This window comes from Corallococcus silvisoli, from assembly GCF_009909145.1.
Classification (GTDB): Bacteria; Myxococcota; Myxococcia; order Myxococcales; family Myxococcaceae; genus Corallococcus; species Corallococcus silvisoli.
Genome location: NZ_JAAAPJ010000023.1, coordinates 89,790 through 109,331 on the forward strand (window position 1 = coordinate 89,790; position 19,542 = coordinate 109,331).

The window sequence follows — 19,542 nt, forward strand, 5'->3', positions numbered from 1 at the left end:
TGAAAACAATCTGAATGGGGAGCCGAGCTCACGGATGGGGCAGCCTGCTCGTCCTGGATGACACCTGGCCACCGGAGGAACAATCCGCGCCTCGGACGATCCGCACGCGCATCACAGCGCCTGGATCCGAAATATCGCAGATCCCCAGTCTGCCCATGGCGGCTGGGCGTGTCGTCGCATCAAACTGACGTGCACCCGCGCTTCCAGGAAAGAGATCGCCTCGCCGGGCCGTGGACCCTCGCTCGTCCAGCCACTCGGAGCCATCCGCCTCCACCAGATCCACGCCCTTGGAGCCAGGACGAACATTCACTTGGTTGAGCTTCCACCCGGCTTCAAGGGCGGGGGGCTTCACATGCCAGACCTGGAGCCCTGAGATGGGCAGGTCTCGGTCGAACCCCTGCTGCTGGGAGTTGACGACAATGTAATAGCCCGCCTTGTCACCAGGGGCTGCAACCGCATAGGCCACGCGGTGGCGCTCGACATCCGGGAGCAGGATGGACTGTTCGGCCACTGAGACCCATTGCAGGTCCAGCCAGCCCATATATGCCTTGGCCCAGGGTGACAGGTGAACAGGGCGCTGTGGTGATTCCCAGTCCGCGCCCCAATTTCCGGCAGCCATCAAGCACCAGGTGCCCAGTCCAGCCCAGCCGTTCGTGGCTCCATCCGTGTCATACAAGTCGGGAAGCGTGAAGGCGTGCCCCAATTCATGCGCGAAGACACCGATCTGGATCATCGTGCGACCATCACAGGCAAGGCTCGGCAGTATCACGTAGTCATCGACCAGGATGTTCCCATCTCCGCCGCGGCGTGGCACGGAAGTGTCATAGGGAGCACCGCCTTCATAACTGCTCAAATTGAAGTGATGGGACCAGAGATTGAGGTTCGACCCGTTGCACTCCCCGCCTGTCTCCGGATGCTGGATGACCACGAAATCGACGAATCCATCGTCATCTCCGGAATCGGGCAGGCCGTCGGGCCCATCATTGTCATACTGGCGCCAGTCGACCTCGGAATGAAGCGCAAGCACCTCCTTGATCAGCTCCGGGACCCGGTCCCTGACGCAGCGCCCGTTGCATGTCACTGAAACATCACCCTCTGCGATCGAGGATCCTTCGTACCAGGCATCCTCACGCGACACGGTCTTCCACTCCCCGACATCACCGGTCAGGGTGAGGGCGCCATAGGAAACCTCGCGGTAGTAGTCCGTCAGTGTGCCTGTGGGCCACAAGCCAAAGAGCTGCTGTTGAAGCGCCTGCTGTGGGTAGGGAGGAGGTCCCGAGTTCTGGAACAGGAGGGGAAGAACCAGGATGCGACGTGTGCCATCCACCTGAATCGGCTGCAATGGCATGCCGAGTTCCGTGAGATACTTCTCGGGCGGCGCCGTGGTCTGGTAGCGCGCGACAGACTCCTGGCGCAGGCGCTGGACATGGCGCACCAGCGGCTTGAACGCGTGTTTGAACGCGGATCCTCTCTCGTCCCAACGCTGGGGCGCCAAGGAGGTTCCATCTCCGGGAGGAGCTGTCTGCCCGAATGCCGACGAGGCGAGGCAAAGCGCGACGAAAAGAACTGCCGCGGGAGCGCACATCCAGCCTTGGGTTCGTGGGTTCATGGCCTCTTCGCGCCAAGCAGGTTCGTACCGCCGGGCCTGAGCCATTGCGCGCGCCGTGCCATCCCCAAACCTGGCGCGGGCGGAGCCGCGTCACCTGATTGGCACCTGCACTTGTCCATTCGGGATGAATGGCGGGCCCCGCGCTGTCCTATCGTCTGGACAATCCAGGCAGCTCCAGCGAGCCGGAGGAGGCGGCCGCCCAGTTGCATCTCCGCGAGGCATTGACGGACACTCCCACCCAATGCCGGGAACCTCGTCCGCGCAACCCAGCTCCCAGAATCTGGACTCCATTGAGGCAGGCAGCCTGGTGGATGGCTTCCGCATTCTCCGCCTCCTCGCGGAGGGGGCGATGGGAGAGGTCTTCCTTGCCCAGGATCTAGAGCTGGGACGAAGGGTCGCGCTCAAGTTCCTCAAGGTCGAGCTGCTGGGGGACGACCACGCCGAAAGGCTCGTCGAGGAAGCCCGCACCACGGCACGCTTCAGCCATCCCAACATCATCACGGTGCACACCGTGAGCCGCTATCGTGGCCGGCCCTACCTCGCCCTCGAATACGTGGAGGGCGAGTCTCTTCGCGAGCGACTCACCCGCCAGCGGCCCGGACTCGACGAATCCTTGCGCATCTGCCGCGCTGTCGCCGAGGCCGTCACCGAGGCGCATCGCAATGGCGTCATCCATGCGGACCTCAAGCCGGAGAACATCCTCATCCCCAGGGATGGACGGGTGCGGGTGCTGGACTTCGGTCTGGCCCGCCACGCGGGTGGAGCGACCGGCGCGGCCTCTGGAACCCCCGCGTACATGGCACCGGAGCGTTGGCTCGCGACCGCGCCCTCCCCTGCCATGGACGTGTGGTCGCTGGGCATCATCGCGTGGGAACTGCTCGAGGGCCGCAGGCCGCTGGATGATGCGCAGCTCGCGGCCTTCGCATTCAACCCGCGACCCCTGCCCCCGTCGCCTAGCATCCAGGGGTTGCCAGGGGGGGCATTGCTGGAGGCATGCCTCGCGCTCGAGCCCGAGCGGCGCCCCGCAGCCATGGAGGTGGCCCGAGCGCTCGCGGAGACCCTCAGCCCCGAACCGCTCCGCTCCACGGCGGAGCGCGTGCCCTTTCGAGGACTGCGCTCGTTCACCGAGGCGGACACGGAGGACTATTTCGGCCGCGAGGCGGAGCTGGACGGCTTCGTCGAGCGCTTGAGACACGAGCCGCTGGTGCCCCTGGTGGGGCCTTCCGGGATTGGGAAGAGTTCCTTCCTCCACGCGGGAGTGTTCACGCGGTTGCGGAGGATGGACCGCTGGACGGTGCTCCATGCGAGGCCGGGCCCCAGGCCCTTGATCCGGCTCGCCGCGGCGCTCGTCACCGGACTCGGAGGCGAACCTCCCGTCGGCATCCTCGCGGAGTCGTTCTCCCGCAAGCCCGGAGAGGTGGTGCGCCTGTTGCGCAGGCACCGCGATGTGGCCGGCGGCCCGGTGTTGCTCGCTCTGGACGCGTTCGAGGAGGTCTTCACCCTCGCCTCGCCCTTGGAGGTGCGTCAGTTCGCCGCGTGTCTGGCCGCGGCGGCGGCCGTGGATGACCCGTGGCGCATCGTCCTGGCGATGCGGGACGACTACCTGGGGTCGTTCTGCCAGTTGGAGGCCCTGCGCCCGTTCCTGGGAGCGGCGTTCGTCTTGGGGCAGCTGCCCCCCTCCGCGCTCCAGGAAGCCATCACCGGCCCCCTGCGGCGGGTGGGGCACGCCGTGGACAGCCCCTCGCTGATCTCGCGGTTGGTCGAGGACGTCCAGGCCCAGACAGCGGGCCTGCCCTTGTTGCAGTTCGCGTGCATGGCGCTCTGGGAGCGCCGGGACGTGGAGGCGCGCAGGTTGCTCACCTCCGTCTACGTGGAGCTGGGTGGCGTAGGCGGGGCCATCGCCTCCCATGCCCAGACGCTGCTCCATCAGCTCCCCTCGGACGACGTGCGCGTGGCGCGTGCACTGTTGCTGCGTCTCGTCACCGCGGAGGGGACGCGGCAGCCGAGGAGCCGAGCCGAGCTGCTGGAGGACCTGGGCGCCACGGCTCCAGACGTGCTGGAGAAGCTCCAGTCCAACCGGCTGGTCGTCACGACGCGAGATCCGCAGACGGATGAACCGCTGGTGGAGCTGGCGCACGAATCGCTCGCGGTGGTCTGGCCGACCCTTGCCCGCTGGCTGGAAGAAACCCGCGAAGAGCGGCTGCTGGCCCAGCAGATCGAAACCGCCGCCCAGTTGTGGGAACAGCGCGGACGCCACGACGACGAGACGTGGTCGGATGAGTCTCTTCGACAGACACTCCACAGAGGAGCGCAATGGCAGGCGTCGCTGCCCGTCCGTTCACGCGAGTTCCTGGAGACGGGGCGACGAAGGGCCCGCAATCGCTCGCGCCGCAGACGCCACCTGGTTGGAGGCTTCATCGCCCTGTTGGCCGTGGTGACGGTCGCCGCGATCCTGGCGGCGCTGGCCTTCCGGGAGAAGCAGCTCGAAGCCATCCGCCAACAGGACATCATCCGGCTGGCGGCGGCGGACATCGGCGTCTTCGACCTCGTGCTGGAACCGATGGACTTCGATGCTTCGACGCAGCGCTGGACGAAGGCAACCCTGCTCATGCCCCTGGACTGGGAGTTGACTCCCGCGCAAGCGGACCCGCGTGCGGAGACAGCCCAGCCGTACCTCCCCCCAGACCTCCGACGAAGCCACCTCCAGCGTGAAGCAGGCGGAAGTCTGCACGAGCATGTCGAAGCCCCGTCTCGCGCCGCGTGGCTCATCGTGAAGCGGGGGGACTGTCCTCCCTCCCGGGTGCGGCTGGAGCACCTGCCAGGATACAAGGAGCGCGGGCGCGTGCCGCCACGGGAGCTCCGCCTTCCGGTCCCGACCTGCGCGGCCTCCCGGATGGCGATGCTGGTGGTTCCCGCTGGCCCCTACTGGCGTCCCGCCGACGAGGACCTGGGGGAGTCCGAGCAACGCGTCGGCGTCCCCCGCTTCTCCATGGACCGGACCGAGGTCACGAACGGCCAGTTCAGTCTCTTCGAGGAGCGAATCATGCCCTGGACCACGAACGCCCATGAGCCTCCGCCGAGACACCCTGCGTTCGCGCGTTCGCTGGAGTTGGCCAGCCCCGTTACCGGTATCGACGCCTTCACCGCGGAGGCCTTCTGCGAATATCTTGGCAAGTCGCTGCCCACGGCCGACGAGTGGCGAAAGGCCTTCCGTGGAGGCCTGACACTGGATGAGACGGGACGGTGGCCCAATCCAGCCCCGCGGCGAAACACCGTCTGGGCCGTGGAGAAACGCAACCCTCCCACGAATCTCCTGGGAAGGGACCCGTATCCCGGAATCGCACCAGTGGACTCCTTCCCCGAGGACAGCGGCCCCTATGGCCATCGGGACCTGGCGGGCAATGTCGCGGAGTGGACCTCGACGACCAGCGTGCAGGGCGACTTCCGGAACCTGCGTCTTGTCCTGGGGGGAAGGTGGGATGCGCCAGTGACGGAGGGCCACCACCAGATCGCCTGGAGCAACCATCTCCCCCCCAGGCGCTTCGACTTCGCAATCGGGCTGCGCTGCGTGGAGCGCACCGAAGCCGCGAGCCCCTGACGTGAGGCTCCGCTAGTTGCTGGCGCCCGTGCCCGTTCCCACTCCGGAACTCGAGCGCGGCTCGGCGACGATGCGAACGTTTTGACACAGGGTCAGTTGATCAAGCGCCATGAAGAGATCGCTCGAGAGTGCCTCCTCGAGCCCGGACGAGGCTGGCCCTGTTCGACCTTCTCTCCCTGTTCCATTGTTGTCCGGAACAGGCGCACAGGCCGACAATGCCATGGGATATTCCTTGGCCACGACCGCCTTGACCGGTTCCGAACCATTTGCCTCTTCCTGGATGAGATCAAAATTCCTGGCGCTCAGCCGAGCTGAGATCCTTTCTCGGATCTTGTTCTTCGCCGCATCCGCAAGTTCCGAGTCCGCGATCACCCCAGACACGGCCCGCCACATTTGCTGCTTCTGGCGATAGCACACCATCAGCTTGCTCGCATTCATGAGGCGCGCTGTCCGCTCGGCCGCGAGGAGCTCGGCGGTGGGCCGCTTCTCTCGGCAGTCGACCACGAGATCGACTCCTTCGAAGAGCGCGGCCAGCGCCGCCGACGTGATGGTGGCATACCCCCAATGGCGCTTCGCGGAGGTGTTCTCCACGGAGGACTGAATACCGCCTGAGATCGCGGTCATCGCAACCGCGCTCAGTGCTGCGGCCCTCAGAACTCCAGATCCGACGGGGCAGCGCTCCGCGACATCGCGCGCGTCCTTGATCTGACGCGCACATGAGACCGCGGCATCGCGCGTTTCTGGACCCGCGAGCGCGTTGGGGATGACGACATCCGCGTCATCGAAGTCCTTCAACAACCTGTCCCATCGCTTCTGCTCGAACTGGCGTTGAAACGCCGACTCCATCGACCCGCCCGTTTCCTCCGCGGAGGGGCGTTCATCCCGAATGACCGTCGGCTCCGAGTTCGTCGCCCGGCCCTCCGAACTCAAGGTCGTGTTCTTGGCTCCGGCGCACGAGACAAGCATCAGCGCCATGACCCACCATCCCGTCGTCACCACTCCGCGAAAATGCACAAAGCCCTCCCACTGACGCTCAAATGCGTCGTTCCAATCCAGATGTTTCATCGCCTGAACCCTGAGTGCCCGCGGGAGCCACGGCCACGGTCCGACTCCACGCGCATCAGCGTGAAGCGGACCGGGTCGCGACTTCCTTCACGCGGATGCGGTCAACCCTTGACTTCCATCTTCCAGCCGGACCGGGGCGTCAGCAGTTCGGTGAGTGGTACAGGCTTGGGGCTGCTCCACCGGAAGAGGAGCGGCGCATGTCCAGGCTGATCGTCCACCAGCACCAGCTGACAATCACACGCGAACGTAACCTTCACCCCTCCGTAATACATCCGGAAGTCGACCACCGCGGCCGCATGCGCACGCTGGATGACCTCGTAGCCCGCCGGCAACCGAGGCACCCAGCTGGCCGCCGCATCGATCACCGCTTGAGGAGGAGCTGGAACACCCCTCGCGGCCGCTCTGAGGGCCTGGCGGCCCACCCCGGCTGCTTGGGAAGACAGCAGTGGCGCGAAGGTGTCCTTGAGCCCGGTCTCTCCGAAATGGTCCGGAGTGAGGACATCGAGCGGAACGACCACCTCCAGTGCCAGCTCACTGGAGACCGCATCGAGCAGGGTCAAGCCCTTGTCCTGGGATCCCGTCAGACACCCCAGGAGGCGAACGGTAGCGGCGCGCGGAAGGATCGTCTTGAGCTCACTCAGCTCCGGCGAAATCCTGCTCCCACTGACCAGCGCTTCGTCCCCCAGTTCGAAGTATCCCGCGCTCCCGTGCCCGACGAGGTCCAGGCAGGAGACGTCCGCCCGCAGGTGACGCATTGGCGCGGCCTTCATGATCGCTCCGAGCAACCCCTCCCTGCGCTGGCACCTCACGAACTGATGCTCGGGCAGCTGATTGTTGGCTTGACTGGCGACCGCCTCGAACATCGGATGAAGGGTCGATGGATAGGAAACAACGGTGAGATGAATTCCCATGATTCACGCTCCCAATGGGCTACTTGAAGGCCTCGCGGACCAGTTCGAGCAACTGCGCCTGCAGGTGCTTGTTCGCGACCCGCCCGGAGATGAGGTCCCGGATCAATTCGGCCATCGCGCTCAAAGGCCACTTCCCACCGCCGGTTTCCGCGAGCGACAGGAGATTGGGATTGGGATCCTTTCCCAAGTGCCGCAGCTGCGCGTTCTCCTTGGTCGCCCAGGCCTCCGTCAGGAAGATGAACCCATAGGGCTTGTCGGGCGTGGCGAGCTGAACCGTGGAGGGCAGGTCAGGCCAGACCAGGTCAAGCTGATACTTCAGGTCGACCTGGAACTCGCCGTATTGAGGAGCACGTGCCAGCGTGAAGCAGAGCACATCCTGCTTGTCCCCTTGAACCTGCCGCACGAGCCGCGCCTTGAACGGGAAGAAGAGCCCGTTCCAATCCCGGCGCCACCATGAGCTCAACTCCTCAGGGGTCGCCTTCGTGACGTCTGTCCTATAGAAATCAGTATTCGACGTGACGGTGCCCATGCGCTGCCTCCACGGACTGCGGTGTAAACCTTCAAGGGACTGGCGCGTCACTCACGCATCAATCCAAAGGCCTTGATGAGGTTGTAGACATGCGACCGGGTGAGATCGAGCCTGCGTGCCACCTCGCTCACATTCCACTCCGCCGCATCCAGCTCACGGCGGAGCAGGTCTCGCTGGAACACCCGTGTCGCCTCATGGAAGGACGCCGCCCGATCCTGCGGATTGCGCGTCCGGTCCGTCAGGTGATGCGGCTCCAGGCAGGGCGCCCCCTCGGCGCACGCGCGGATGAGGGCGGCTTCCAGCCGGTGTCGCAGCTGGCGCACGTTGCCGGGCCACTCCGCCGCTTCGCAGACACCATGAAAGCCGGGAGTGGCGCGCAGCGCCTTCAACCCGTGCTCCTCCGCCAGCCTGGCGATGAGCTGCTCCACCAGCGGCCCCAGGTCCTCACGGCGATCCATGAGCGAAGGCATCCGGAGGGTGAAGACATTCAGCCGGTAGAACAGGTCCTCACGGAACCTCTTCTCCAGGATCATCTGCTCCAGGTCCGCGTTGGTCGCGGCGATGATCCGCACGTTCGCCTTGACCAGACGAGGACTGGCCAAGGCGTAGTACTGTTTCGACTGGAGGAGCTGCAGCAGCTTTCCCTGCGCCGCCAGGGGAATCTCCGCGATCTCATCCAGGAACAGCGTGCCCCCTTCGGCGGCTTCCACCTTGCCCACGGTCCGGCGCGCACCGGGAAACGCCCCCGGCAGCGCGCCGAACAGCTCACTCTCGATGAGGCCTTCGGGGATGGCCGCGCAGTTGATCTCCATGAAGGGGCCCGCGCGCCGCTTGCTGTTCTCGTGGATGGCCTGCGCCAGCTGGGTCTTCCCCGTCCCCGAGGCGCCCGTGACGAGGACGCTGACATCCAACGGCGCAACCAGGGCCACCTGTTCGAAGACCTGGGCCAGGGCCTGACTTCTGCCGGCGATTCCCCCCAGTGCGAGAGTCCTCCGGAAGGGTTGTGTCGGGTCCTCGGCGGCCCGCCAGCGCTCCAGGTCCAACCGCCGGACAGCTGTCCCCAGCGCCTGGGCGACGTTCTCCACGACGCGGATGACGTCGCTGGCGAACGGCCCCGCGCCGCGTCTCCCCTCCAGGTACAGCACCCCCGGCCCCCCGCCAGAGAGGGGCACGCACAGCACTGCCTCCAATCGCTGTTCCTTCACACTGCGAGCCGTGGAGAAGCGCTCGTCCAGCAATGCGAAGGGCGTATGCAGCGTCGTCCCCGACGCGATGGCGGCCACGACGATGCCCCGCGAGGTGACAAAGCGGATCTGCTCCTCCTCGTCCAACGAGCAGGCGTGGGAGAGCGACCAGCGTCGGTCGCCCGCTGTCGCATCGCCGTAGAGTTCGACGTATGCGCGCTGCGCCTGGGTCAAGGCGACGAGACTCGCGAGCACTTCCCGCAGGGGACTGCTCGGCTCCGGCGCACTCAGGATGCGGAGCACCTGGAGGTACAAATCGCGCTCGTGGGTGACACGGTTCGCTGGCTCGGTCATGCCAGGAACTCTAGGAGCCTCCTGGAAGGGCACAATCCGTTGGGCCAAAGCGAATGACATGCCCACACGGAAAGCATTTTGTGGGCCAGCCCTCGCCCCGAGAGGGACGCGACCCTGATTGTCTTCTCCGCTGGTCAGCTCCGGCGCGCCGGGTTCCAGTGGATTGGACAGGGCGCGCGTCTCCCGCAGACTCTCCGCCTATAGTCACCCCATGAAGGACGGCTCCGCCCCACTCCGCACGCTCGTCGCCCGCCCCCTGACACCGGAGGCGTTCGCGCCGTTCGGTGACGTCGTGTCCGCGGGCCTCAAGGCCGGCGCCGCCGCGAACCAGGGCACCGCGGTGCGCTTCGACTGGTCGGCGCGACTGGAGAATGGCCGGCCGGGCGCCAAGCCCAACCTCGCGGTGTTTCGTTCGGTGCCACAGGCCCTGCCCTTCACCGTGAAGCTGCTCGAACACCACCCCCAGTCGAGCCAGGCGTTCCTGCCCATGCGCTGCGCGCGCTTCCTGGTGTGTGTCGCGCCAACGGCGCCCACCGGAGGCCCTGACCTGGAGGGACTTGTCGCGTTCGTCTGCGGTCCAGGCCAGGGCGTGAACTACCACCGGGGCGTGTGGCATCACCCCATCGTCGCGCTCGATGCCCCGGCCGAATTCGCGATGCTCGCATGGGAGGACGGGGGCGAGGAGGACTGCGTCGTGCGCCCGTTCTCCACGCCCGTCTCCGTCGTCGTCGCGGACTGAAGGAGCCTCCGGATTGCGGATGCGAATCTCGCTTGAGCCAACGGAGCACTGGGTTTCAGCTCCTGGCCCCTGAGTCGCGGCCCCTACCCCGTCGTCCTTGGCTGGCGCGCGAGCCAGGCGCGCCATTCCTCGGCGCTCTCGTACTCCTCGCCCGAGAGCTGCTTCAACACCTTCACGGCGGGGTCGCGGTTGATGGGCTGCTGGAGCGCGGACATCGCCACCAGCGTCTCTCCCAACTGCCGGATGAGCCCGGCCCGCTGCGCCTTCAGCACCTCCGGCGCCAGATCCTCCAGCAGGTACGACAACAGGTAGACCGCCTTGTTGCGGTCCATCGTCGTCGGCAACGAGACCGCGTCCACCACCGTGGCCACGTCCACCATCGGCAGCTTCGCGGCCTCCTGCGTGGCCGTCAGCACGCGCAGGACGCTGTTGCGCACACCGTCGGAGCCGTCGCGGATGCAGGGCACCAACCTCCGGACCGTCTCCTCGGCCGTGGGCGCGTAGGCCAGCAGGAACGCCGCGGCGCCCCGCCGGTCCGCGTCAGCGTCGTCACGCAGCACCGCCGTCAGCGCGTCCAGGTTCCTCGGCACCTTCGCGATGAACTCGGGCTCGAAGCTCGCGAGATCCGGATGCCCGAAGCCGCCAAGGCAGTGCGCGATCCGGCAACTGGACGCATCATCGAGCTTCCCCTGCATCTGGAGTTGAAACAGGCGCTGCTCGTATTCGAGCCACCGGGCGACCAGCCCTTCCGGATCCGGGGGATGCCCCTTGGGCGCCGGGAGGAAACGCAGCCGGGACGCATCCTCGGCGTCCACCATGTCCGCGACGACGAAGGCCGTGCCTTTGCGCTCCTCGGCGAAGAAGAGGGTCATCCCCAACCGGACGAAGGACAGTCCATACCGCTCGCGCAGCAGGGCCTCCTTCAGCGAGACGAGCGCCCCGCTGAACACGATGGGCTTTCCCACCTCGAACCCCAGCACCTGACGGACCCCCTCCCGGTCCGCCTTCCGCGAACCAAAGGCATCCAGGCCCGCGAGCGTCGGAACCGGGAACGGCGCCTCGGGCGCCTTCGCGAGGTTCGCGCGAGCCTCCGCGACAATCCCCTCCCACGCGGCCAGTGAGTGCAGCGACACCAGCTCCGGGTTGTACTGGAGATGATCCGCGTCGAAGTAGCCCCCCTGGACCGCGCGCTTCAGCACCTCCACCGCCGCGTCCGCGTGGCCCGCGAGCGACGCACAGCCCGCGGAGCGATAGTAGGACTCGGCGCGCGCGCCCACGTCCGTGTCCACCTCCGCCGACGCACGGAAGGCCCTGGCACAGCCGTCGAAGTCGAGGGCCTTGTAAGCCTGCTCCGCTTCCTTCGTGAGCCGTTGGACCGCGGAAGCCTGCCCCGGTCCGCCCTCACCGACGGCCGACGGAGCATGCGCGCAGCCGGTGCCCACCGCGACCATGCCCAGCACCATCACGAAGCGCATCTGGACCTTCCTTTCGGAAAAGCCCGTATCTCACGCAAGCTGTGGCCAGGTTTCAAGGAGCGCCCACCTGGCCATCGCCAGCAGCTCCGCCCGGCAGCAACCCGTCGACGCGCTCGCGCGGGAGCTCGGGCGGTCCTGAAGCCTCATGTCCCCTTCGGTGCGGCGGGCTGCTGCCCCAGCGCGACGCTCCCCAGGATGAGCGTGCCCGCGACGAACATGGAGGACGTCAGCGGCTCCCCCAGGAGCAACCAGGCCCAAGCCACCGCGAAGAGCGGCACCAGGTAGGTGACGACGACGGCGCGCGCCGCGCCGATGCGCTGGATGAGGCGGTAGTACATCGCGTACCCGAACCCGGTGCAGAGCATGCCCAGGGCGGCCGCCGCCAGCCACGGCCCCGCGCCAATGGGCCGCGCCGGCCACGTGGCGACCGCGAAGGGCAGCGTCAGCAGCGCGGCGCAGGCCAGCGTCGCGGCGGCCACCGCCGCGGCGGGCAGTCCCGCGAGGTGGCGGCGCACCATGTTCGTACCAATGCCGTAAAGGAACGCAGCCGTGGTCCCCGCCGCAGCGGCCTGGGCGACGCTCTCACCCGCCGCCTTGCCACTGGCCAGCACCACCACACCGGCGAAGCCCGCCAGGAGCGCCACCACGCGCCGGGGGCCGATTCGCTCGCCGTAGAACAGGAACGCCACCAGCGCGGTGAACAGCACCGCCATGCTGTTGGTGATGGCCCCGACGCCCGCGGGCGCACGCCGCGCGGCCCAGGCGAACAGCGCGAAGGGAACCGCCGCGTTGATGAACCCCACCAGCGCCAGCCGGGGCCAGAGCCCGGGGCGCAGGGCGGAGCGCGCGCGCCAGAGGAACGGCATCAGCACCGCCGCGCCCAGCGCGAGCCGCAGCTCCACCAGGGGCAGCGGCCCGAAGGCCGGGGCCGCGATGCGCATGAACAGGAACGACGTGCCCCAGATGGCGGCCAGGCCGCCCAGCTCCAGCGGGGTGAGCCACGCCCGGTTGAGGGAGGGAGACACGGCGTGGGGATGGGTGAGACCGGATGCACTCATGGCGGGCCCCCTGGAGGGAGGAAGGAATCTGGCTTCTGCCAGGGCCTCTCTTCACGCCGCCACCCTCGCTTCACAAGCGCATCCTTTCCGTGCCAGACATGAGCCAGATTTGAGGCTCGAGCCCATGACCCTGCGCACCGAACTGCTCCCCGCCCTGGCGGCCTTCGAGTCCGCCGCCCGCCACCAGAACTTCGCCCGCGCGGCGGAGGAGCTGCACCTGACCGCCAGCGCGGTCAGCCACCACGTCCGCAAGCTGGAGGACCGGCTGGGCGTCATGCTGTTCCAGCGGCATGCCCGGGGCGTGGCCCTGACCACCGAGGGCCGTCAGCTCGCGGACGCCGCCAGCAGCGCGCTGTCGGACATGGACAGCGTGCTCGCGGGGCTGCGGCGGACCCGGGATGGCGACACCGTGGTGCGCATCACCACCCTGCACTCGCTGTCGTACGCGTGGCTGCTGCCCCGCCTGCCTCACTTCACCGCCCTGCATCCCGGCATCCGCCTCCATGTGGACACGGAGATGGCGCTCACCCGCTTCGACGAGGGCGGGCCCGACCTGGGCATCCGCTACGGCCAGGGCCCCTGGCCGGGCTTGAGCGCGCATCACCTGATGGATGACGCACTGTTCCCCGTGGCCTCCGCGCGGCTGGCCGGCGTCAGCCACGTCCGCGCGGCGGAGGACGTCGCGAAGCTGCCGCTCATCGCCGACCTGTCGCGTCAGGGCTGGCAGGACTGGTTCCGGGCCGCGGGGGTGCGCGGCGCGCGGTTCGAGGAGCGCTACAGCTTCAGCGACACCACCGGCGCGCTGATGGCCGCGGCCCAGGGCCTGGGCGCGGCGCTGGCGCGGGAGACCATCGCCACGCCCTACCTCGCGGATGGGCAGCTCTTGCGGCTGGCCGGGCCCACCGTGCCCACGCGCGCGAGCTACTTCGTGGTGCACCCCACGCACCGGAGACTCCGCCCTGCCGCGCGGATCTTCTTCGACTGGCTCTTGTCTCAGCGCGACAACGCCGACGCACCGCGCCCCTCGGCGACGCAAGGCGTTGCACCGTCCCGACGGAAAGTTCCCCAATGACAAACCCACGCCCGGGTGTCATCAAACCCACGCAATAACAGCCATTTACACATCATGAAACAAAGCCCACACTGACCGTGCTGTACTCTCACGAGGAGAACACATGCGCACGCTGGTGAAGTCCTTGTTGACGATGTCGGCGGTCCTGTCGCTCACGCCCTCGGTGGCCCTCGCACTCCCCCCCCAGTGCGACGACGTCTGTTTCTTCAGCTCGTGCGATGAGGCATGTGCCATTGGGGCTCGCATCTGGACGACGTGCGGGCAGTACACCGGCATGACCTGCGTGAACACCCCGGTGGACACCTCCGCTCCCGTGGCCTCCGTGACACCTGACGAGGCCCGTCAGGCCGAGGAGTCCTCGCAGGTGTGCAGCGAGGCGCATCCGGCGATGGAACAAGCCCTCACCGCCGGGAGCTGAATTGCTTCGCGAGGCCCGGACGACACCTCCGGGCCTCGCAGCCGTACCGGTGTCTCCGGGCGCGACGGTCAGCCGCCAATCTGGACCGCGTGCCGCACCCAGGTGTCCGTCTCCACGGCCTCCACGAGGAAGTCCGCCACGTCCGCCCGGGAGATGGCGAAGGGGACCTTCTCCAGCGCCGTCTTCTTCACGTATCGCCGGTGGGCGGGGCCGTCGGTGAGCCGCCCCGGCCGCGCGATGACCCAATCCAGCCCGCTGGCGCGCACCAGCTGCTCCTGCCGCGCGTGGTCTTCGAACGGCAGCTTCAGGATGAACGAGGCGAGCAGCGCGCCCAGCACCGGGTTCAGGAGCTTCCGGCTGTCACCCGTCCCCAGCGCGCTCAGCACCGCCAGCTTGCGGACGCCATGAGCCTTCATCGCGTCGATGACGTACCCGGTGCCTTGCGTGAAGTAGTCCGGGTTGTCCTTGAACGCCTTCAGGTTCGAGGACGCGGTGATGAGGATCGCGTCCTGCCCGCGCACCGCCTCATCCACCGACGCACGCTGGTGGAAGTCCCCCTTCAGCCGGGTGAGCTTCGGGTGCTCCAGCACCAGCTTCTGCGGACTGCGCGCGAAGGCCGTGACGTCATGCCCTCGCTCCAGCGCCGTCCGGACCGCGAGCGCGCCCGTTCCCTGTGATGCCCCAATGACCGCGATGCGCATACCGTTCCCCTCCGCTTGAGGCCCGGGAAGGTAGGCCCCACGCGTCCCCTTCATCAATCATGGGCCAGATGGACTGTTGCCCTCGGTGCTCCCCAGCATCAGGTCGCGGAGGGAACCGGCGCCGCGTGTGCATCCGCCTTCCGGGGCGCGCGCAGGGCCGCCAACGTCTGGCGGATGCCTTCCGCGTAGGACGTCTTGTGCACCGGGCCCAGGAGCCCCCTCAGCGCGGAGTCATCCAGCAGCACCGGGTTCGTGAGCAGGTAGTGCATCTCCACCAGCTCCCGCATGAAGGGATCGAAGAGGCCCATCAGCCGCACCATCCCCTTCCCCATCGGCAGCACCTTCGGGGCTCGGCCAGCCTGGGCGAACATCTCCTTCACCATCGCGCGTTGCGTGGTGGCGCCCGCGCCCGCCAGGTTCCAGAAGCGCCCGTACGCGCCGGGCGTATCCATCAACGCCGTGACGACGGGGCCCACGTCATCCACGAAGACGAACTCGTGCGGCGTGTCGATGGGGCCAATGAGCTGGGCACGCTTGCCCTGCGCGGCGGCGACGAAGGCGCGGTGCAGGAAGCTGCGCTCCACTCCCGGGCCGTAGAAGTCCGGCAGCCGGAGGATGGTGCCCTGGAGGGAGCCCGCCGCGTCCGCCGCGAGCAGCAGATCCTCCTGCTCCTTGCGCATGCGGCCCTTGTAGCTGTTCGGCTCGCGCGGATGGGCTTCCGTCACCGGTGCGGTGCGCGGCAGCCCGTACGGATACACCGTGCCGATGAGCACCACCCGCTCCACGCCCTCCGCGATGGCCGCGTCCAGCGTGCGGCGCATCAGCTGCGGGTGCAGGTGGAACTGCCAGTAGTTCACCCCCACCATGTAGATGAGCGTCCGGACGCCCCGCGCCGCGGCCCGGATGGACGCCGCGTCCTCGGGATCCCAGGTGACGATCTCCGCTCGGGGATCCGCGCCGAACTCCCGCCGCAGGCTCCCCGCCGAGCGCCCCACCACCCGGTAGCCACGCCCCTGCGCCTGGAGCGCGCGCGCCACACTCTGCCCAATGACGCCCGAGGCGCCGAACAACGCGACCGTCTCCATGTCGTCCTCCCTGAAATGAACGAATGAACTTTTTATGAACACCGTTCTGTGAACACCGTTCATTTATTGCTGGCCGTTCGTCCCGTCAAGTCCTACACTCGTGACATGGGCATCTCGGAGCGCAAGGAGCGCCAGCGGGCGGAGCTGCGGGAGCACATCCTCCAGGTGGCGCGCGACATGGTGACGAAGGAGGGCTTCGCCGCCCTGTCCATGCGCAAGCTGGCGGACGCGGTGGAGTACGCCCCCGCGACGCTCTACCTGCACTTCGAGAACCGGGACGCCATCGCGCGGGCGCTGGTCGTGCGCGGCTTCCAGGAGCTGCTTGCGCGGTTGGAGCCCGCGGCCGCCGTGGACGCTCCGGTGGAGCGGCTTTCACGCCTGGCCCAGGCCTACCTGTCGTTCGGCCTGGGGCACCCGGAGACGTATCGCCTCGTCTTCATGGAGGACCCGAGGCTGTCCGAGGCCCTCTTCCAGGACACCCACGAGGGCGCGGGACCGAAGTCCTTCGCGCTCCTGGTACGGACCTTCGAGGACCTCCAGGCCGCCGGACAGACGCTGGATGCCACGCCCCCGGAGCGGCTCGCGGAGGTGTTCTGGGCGGGGCTGCACGGCATCATCAGCCTCAAGCTCACCTGCTCCGGGTTCCAGGGCGCGCCGGCGGAAGTCCTGGCGCGGACCCTGGTCGCGACCCTCGTGCGCGACGAGCCGAAGCCCTCTCGGCCCGCGCGCCGCTCCCGCTAGGCAGCTCCACCGCCCAGGCGGCACCGGGACGCGGACCTATTTCATCTCCGCGATGACGTCGAACACGGAGGGCCGGTGTGGCTTCCAGCCCAGCGCGCGCGCCCGCTTCGCGCGGATGCGGCTGTTGGACGCGAGCGCCAGCCGCCCCAGCTCCACGCCCCAGCGCGCCTCCGCCTCCGCGACCGGCAGGCTGTCCACGGGCAGGTGGAGGCGCTTGCCGATGGCGGTCACCATGTCGCGGAAGTTCGCTTCGCCGTTCTCCGCGAAGAAGAACGTCCCGGCCGGGGCTCGCTCCAGCACCAAGAGGTAAAGGTCCGCCAGGTCCTCGATGTGGACGTTGGACCAGACATTCTCCCCCTTCCCGATGTAGCGCGCGGTGCCCGTTTCGCGCGCGTACCGGATGAGGGGCGGCAGTTGGACGCTGTCCGGGTTCAGGCCCAGCCCCTGACCGTAGATGAGGCATGGGCAGATGACGTCGGTGTGGATGCCGTCCTTCGCGGCGTCCAGCACCCGCCGATCCAAGGCGATGCGGGCCACCTTCTCCGGGACGGGCTCGATGGGCGTGTCCTCGTCGTGCACCCCGGACGTCGACTCGCCGCGCGAGTCGGTGGCGACGATGCTGGAGCCGCTGGTGTGGATGAAGCGCTTGCCGGTGCCCCTGAGCGCGGCGAGCAGCGCCTCCACCGGCCTGCGCTCGTCCGCGGACGCCGCGTTGATGACGGCGTCGGACGCCTTCGCCAGCCGCGCGAGCACGTCCAGGTCGTCGAACGACGCGACCGTCGCCTGGATGCCCCGCGCCCCCAGCATCCGGGCCTTGTCCGGCGTCCGGGCGGTGCCCACCACCTGATGCCCCGCGGTCATCAGCCGCACCGCCACCGAACCCCCGATGTACCCCGTCGCCCCCAAGACAAAGACTTTCATGTTCCGCTCCCGTGGATGGGCACCAACGTGCGCTGTTCCTCCAGGGAGAGCTAGTGGCGTGTGAAGCACATGTCCTGTTCCTGGAGTTCGCGAAGGCCCCTCATCCAGGAGCCCCTCGCTGGACTGGGCGCCTCATCACGCGTGCCTCGCGTACCTGCGCGAAGGCCCGCGTGTCCCCTGGCGGCTGAGCGGAACGCCGGTGGTCGTGCCCGGCCCCTTCGCGTGCGACATCAGGGGGCTCCAGTCCGTGAGGCCCGGCGTGTTCATCGTGCACCCGGAGCGCCGGCACCTGTCGCCTCGCGTGCGCGTGTTCGTGGACTTCGTATCCGACGCGTTCGCCCGCCCGGGGGCGCGGCCCTCCGCGACGACGAAGGGCCGCGCACGGAAGGCCGCGGCCCCGACGGCCTCCCGTGCGGTGAAGCGTTAGGGCCCTGGGCCTCAGCGCGTGTCGAGCGCCCGCGCGCTCAGTACGGCTTGTCGCCCTTCTCCAGCCCGAAGCCAGAGGTCGGCGCGTGGACTCCGTTCACGGTCGTGCCTCCGTTGTGGATGCTGGGGAACACGGGCTGCATGTTCTGAGGGAAGCCGAACGTGGGCCTGGTGAGCGCGTCGAGCCGAGCCAGCTCCTCGGCCGTGAGCTTCACGTCGAACGCCCTCACGTTGTCTTCGAGCTGCGCGATCCGCCGCGCGCCGATGATGGTCGAGCTCACGCCCGGCCGCGACTGCACCCAGGACAGCGCCACCCGCGCGACCGTGCTCTCATGCGCGCGGGCAATGGCCTCGAGCGCGTCGACCAGGGTGAACGTCTTCTCGTTCAGGTAGGGCTGGAGGAAGGCGCCTCGGTCCCCCTTCGTCTGTCCAACGTTCGAGCGCGTGTACTTGCCGCTGAGCGCCCCGCTCTTGAGCGGCGACCAGGGCGTGATGCCCAGCCCGTGCTCCAGGGCCATGGGCACGAGCTCCTGCTCGACGGTGCGCTCGAGCAGCGAGTATTCGATCTGCAACCCGATGAAGGCCGACCAGCCCCGGAAGCGCGCGAGCATGTTGGCCTCGACGATCTTCCAGGCGGGCGTGTCGGAGACCCCCAGGTAGCGCACCTTGCCGGCCCGGACCAGGTCCTCCAGCGCGGCCATCGTCTCGTCGATGGGCGTGTGCACGTCCCAGTTGTGCAGCCAGTAGAGGTCGATGTAGTCGGTCTGCAGGCGGCGGAGCGAGTTCTCGCACGCGGCGATGATGGACTTGCGGCCGGAGCCGCCGCCGTTCGGGTCCCCTGGATAGAGGTTCCCGCTGAACTTCGTCGCGATCACCAGGCGCTCGCGCCGGGCGGCGTGGCGCCCGATGTGGTCGCCGATGATCTTCTCGGAGTGGCTCTTCGTGTAGAAGTTCGCGGTGTCGATGAAGTTGCCGCCCAGCTCGATGTAGCGGTCGAGGATCCGCTGGGACTCCTCCACGCTCGAACCCCAGCCAAGGTCCTCACCGAACGTCATCGCGCCAAGGCACAGCGGACTCACGCGCAGGCCGGAGCGGCCGAGCGTCACATAGTGGTCGAGAGACATGGGTTCTCCTCGAACGTGATATCGTTCGAAAGCGAAGTTGTTTAAGTCGGAACTGATTTAATTTTGTACCAATTTCCGCGCAAGGCCCAATGTCGAAGATCGACCCGGCGAAGATCTGGTCGCTGAATTACCGCCTCATGATGTCGGTGATCACGAGCGTCACCCCCGACATCGCCGCCCTGGGGCTGGAGGCGAAGGAGCTGTTCGTGCTCACGGAGGTGGACGAACACCCCTACCCCGCGGAGCTCGCGACGACCCTGAGCATGCCCAAGCCGACGGTCACGGTGTACGTGAAGCGGCTCGAGGCCGCGGGCTTCCTGCGCCGGGAGATCGACGCCATGGACCTGCGGCGCCACCGGCTGCAGATCACCCCCGCCGGGCGCAAGGCGATGCATCAAGGAATCGCGCTGCTGTCGGAGGCGTACGGAGCGCGGCTCGGACGGCTGAGCGCGGCGCAGCAGGCGGAGCTGCGGACCCTGCTGGAGAAGATGGGCTGACGCCCCTGCCCGGCGCCCCCGCACGCTCGCCTTCG

The 19,542-nt window shown here is 67.9% G+C and carries 18 protein-coding genes; 7 read left to right on the forward strand and 11 right to left on the reverse strand.

Annotation, left to right across the window (positions count from 1 at the left end; translation table 11 throughout):
• Positions 1-28 precede the first annotated feature (28 nt).
• Positions 29-1,609, reverse strand: a complete 1,581-nt coding sequence (locus GTY96_RS33430) for a M6 family metalloprotease domain-containing protein (protein WP_161666835.1) — start codon at positions 1,607-1,609, stop codon at positions 29-31.
• Between the two features lie 241 nt (positions 1,610-1,850).
• Between GTY96_RS33430 and GTY96_RS33435 the strand changes: the two genes are divergently transcribed.
• Positions 1,851-5,207 (forward strand): bifunctional serine/threonine-protein kinase/formylglycine-generating enzyme family protein, encoded by a 3,357-nt coding sequence (locus GTY96_RS33435; protein WP_268903996.1) that lies wholly within the window; start codon positions 1,851-1,853, stop codon positions 5,205-5,207.
• Positions 5,208-5,219: 12 nt separating this feature from the next.
• On the opposite strand, the gene GTY96_RS33440 is transcribed toward GTY96_RS33435, so the two are convergent.
• The 4 genes from GTY96_RS33440 to GTY96_RS33455 form a co-directional block, all read right to left on the reverse strand.
• Complete coding sequence (locus GTY96_RS33440; protein WP_161666837.1) at positions 5,220-6,272, reverse strand: hypothetical protein; 1,053 nt, start codon at positions 6,270-6,272, stop codon at positions 5,220-5,222.
• 101 nt (positions 6,273-6,373) lie between these two features.
• Positions 6,374-7,183 (reverse strand): DUF4347 domain-containing protein, encoded by an 810-nt coding sequence (locus tag GTY96_RS33445; RefSeq protein ID WP_161666838.1) that lies wholly within the window; start codon positions 7,181-7,183, stop codon positions 6,374-6,376.
• Positions 7,184-7,202: 19 nt separating this feature from the next.
• On the reverse strand, positions 7,203-7,712 hold the full coding sequence (locus GTY96_RS33450; protein ID WP_161666839.1) for a hypothetical protein: 510 nt from the start codon (positions 7,710-7,712) through the stop codon (positions 7,203-7,205).
• A 47-nt stretch (positions 7,713-7,759) separates the two neighbouring features.
• Complete coding sequence (locus GTY96_RS33455; protein WP_161666840.1) at positions 7,760-9,250, reverse strand: sigma-54-dependent Fis family transcriptional regulator; 1,491 nt, start codon at positions 9,248-9,250, stop codon at positions 7,760-7,762.
• Between the two features lie 211 nt (positions 9,251-9,461).
• On the opposite strand from GTY96_RS33455, the gene GTY96_RS33460 reads away from it, so the two are divergent.
• Positions 9,462-9,989, forward strand: coding sequence for an ureidoglycolate lyase (locus GTY96_RS33460; RefSeq protein WP_143905650.1), 528 nt, complete (start codon positions 9,462-9,464; stop codon positions 9,987-9,989).
• 83 nt (positions 9,990-10,072) lie between these two features.
• On the opposite strand, the gene GTY96_RS33465 is transcribed toward GTY96_RS33460, so the two are convergent.
• Together GTY96_RS33465 and GTY96_RS33470 are read right to left on the reverse strand one after the other, a co-directional pair.
• Entirely contained in the window at positions 10,073-11,464 is a 1,392-nt protein-coding gene (locus GTY96_RS33465; protein WP_161666841.1) for a hypothetical protein, read from the reverse strand.
• A gap of 143 nt (positions 11,465-11,607) precedes the next feature.
• Positions 11,608-12,522, reverse strand: coding sequence for a DMT family transporter (locus tag GTY96_RS33470; RefSeq protein WP_161666842.1), 915 nt, complete (start codon positions 12,520-12,522; stop codon positions 11,608-11,610).
• A 124-nt stretch (positions 12,523-12,646) separates the two neighbouring features.
• Between GTY96_RS33470 and GTY96_RS33475 the strand changes: the two genes are divergently transcribed.
• Both GTY96_RS33475 and GTY96_RS33480 read left to right on the forward strand, forming a co-directional pair.
• Complete coding sequence (locus GTY96_RS33475) at positions 12,647-13,594, forward strand: LysR substrate-binding domain-containing protein (RefSeq protein ID WP_161666843.1); 948 nt, start codon at positions 12,647-12,649, stop codon at positions 13,592-13,594.
• Positions 13,595-13,697: 103 nt separating this feature from the next.
• Positions 13,698-14,012 (forward strand): hypothetical protein, encoded by a 315-nt coding sequence (locus tag GTY96_RS33480; RefSeq protein WP_161666844.1) that lies wholly within the window; start codon positions 13,698-13,700, stop codon positions 14,010-14,012.
• A gap of 68 nt (positions 14,013-14,080) precedes the next feature.
• Here the strand turns inward: GTY96_RS33480 and GTY96_RS33485 are convergent, their stop codons facing one another.
• A complete protein-coding gene (locus GTY96_RS33485) occupies positions 14,081-14,713 on the reverse strand; it encodes an NAD(P)-dependent oxidoreductase (RefSeq protein WP_161666845.1) in 633 nt (210 codons plus the stop codon).
• Between the two features lie 98 nt (positions 14,714-14,811).
• A complete protein-coding gene (locus tag GTY96_RS33490; RefSeq protein WP_161666846.1) occupies positions 14,812-15,798 on the reverse strand; it encodes an NAD-dependent epimerase/dehydratase family protein in 987 nt (328 codons plus the stop codon).
• 105 nt (positions 15,799-15,903) lie between these two features.
• Between GTY96_RS33490 and GTY96_RS33495 the strand changes: the two genes are divergently transcribed.
• Positions 15,904-16,539: a TetR/AcrR family transcriptional regulator gene (locus GTY96_RS33495; RefSeq protein WP_201756637.1), complete on the forward strand. Its 636-nt coding sequence runs from the start codon at positions 15,904-15,906 to the stop codon at positions 16,537-16,539.
• A gap of 36 nt (positions 16,540-16,575) precedes the next feature.
• On the opposite strand, the gene GTY96_RS33500 is transcribed toward GTY96_RS33495, so the two are convergent.
• Positions 16,576-17,460: an NAD-dependent epimerase/dehydratase family protein gene (locus GTY96_RS33500; RefSeq protein ID WP_161666848.1), complete on the reverse strand. Its 885-nt coding sequence runs from the start codon at positions 17,458-17,460 to the stop codon at positions 16,576-16,578.
• A 247-nt stretch (positions 17,461-17,707) separates the two neighbouring features.
• Here GTY96_RS33500 and GTY96_RS33505 point away from each other — a divergent pair, with 247 nt between their 5' ends.
• A complete protein-coding gene (locus GTY96_RS33505; protein WP_143905631.1) occupies positions 17,708-17,887 on the forward strand; it encodes a hypothetical protein in 180 nt (59 codons plus the stop codon).
• A gap of 37 nt (positions 17,888-17,924) precedes the next feature.
• Here GTY96_RS33505 and GTY96_RS33510 read toward each other — a convergent pair whose 3' ends face one another.
• Positions 17,925-19,010 carry an aldo/keto reductase gene (locus GTY96_RS33510; RefSeq protein WP_161666849.1) on the reverse strand — a complete coding sequence of 362 codons (1,086 nt, stop codon included), beginning with the start codon at positions 19,008-19,010 and terminating at the stop codon, positions 17,925-17,927.
• Between the two features lie 89 nt (positions 19,011-19,099).
• On the opposite strand from GTY96_RS33510, the gene GTY96_RS33515 reads away from it, so the two are divergent.
• Complete coding sequence (locus GTY96_RS33515) at positions 19,100-19,507, forward strand: MarR family winged helix-turn-helix transcriptional regulator (protein ID WP_186002070.1); 408 nt, start codon at positions 19,100-19,102, stop codon at positions 19,505-19,507.
• Positions 19,508-19,542: the final 35 nt, after the last annotated feature.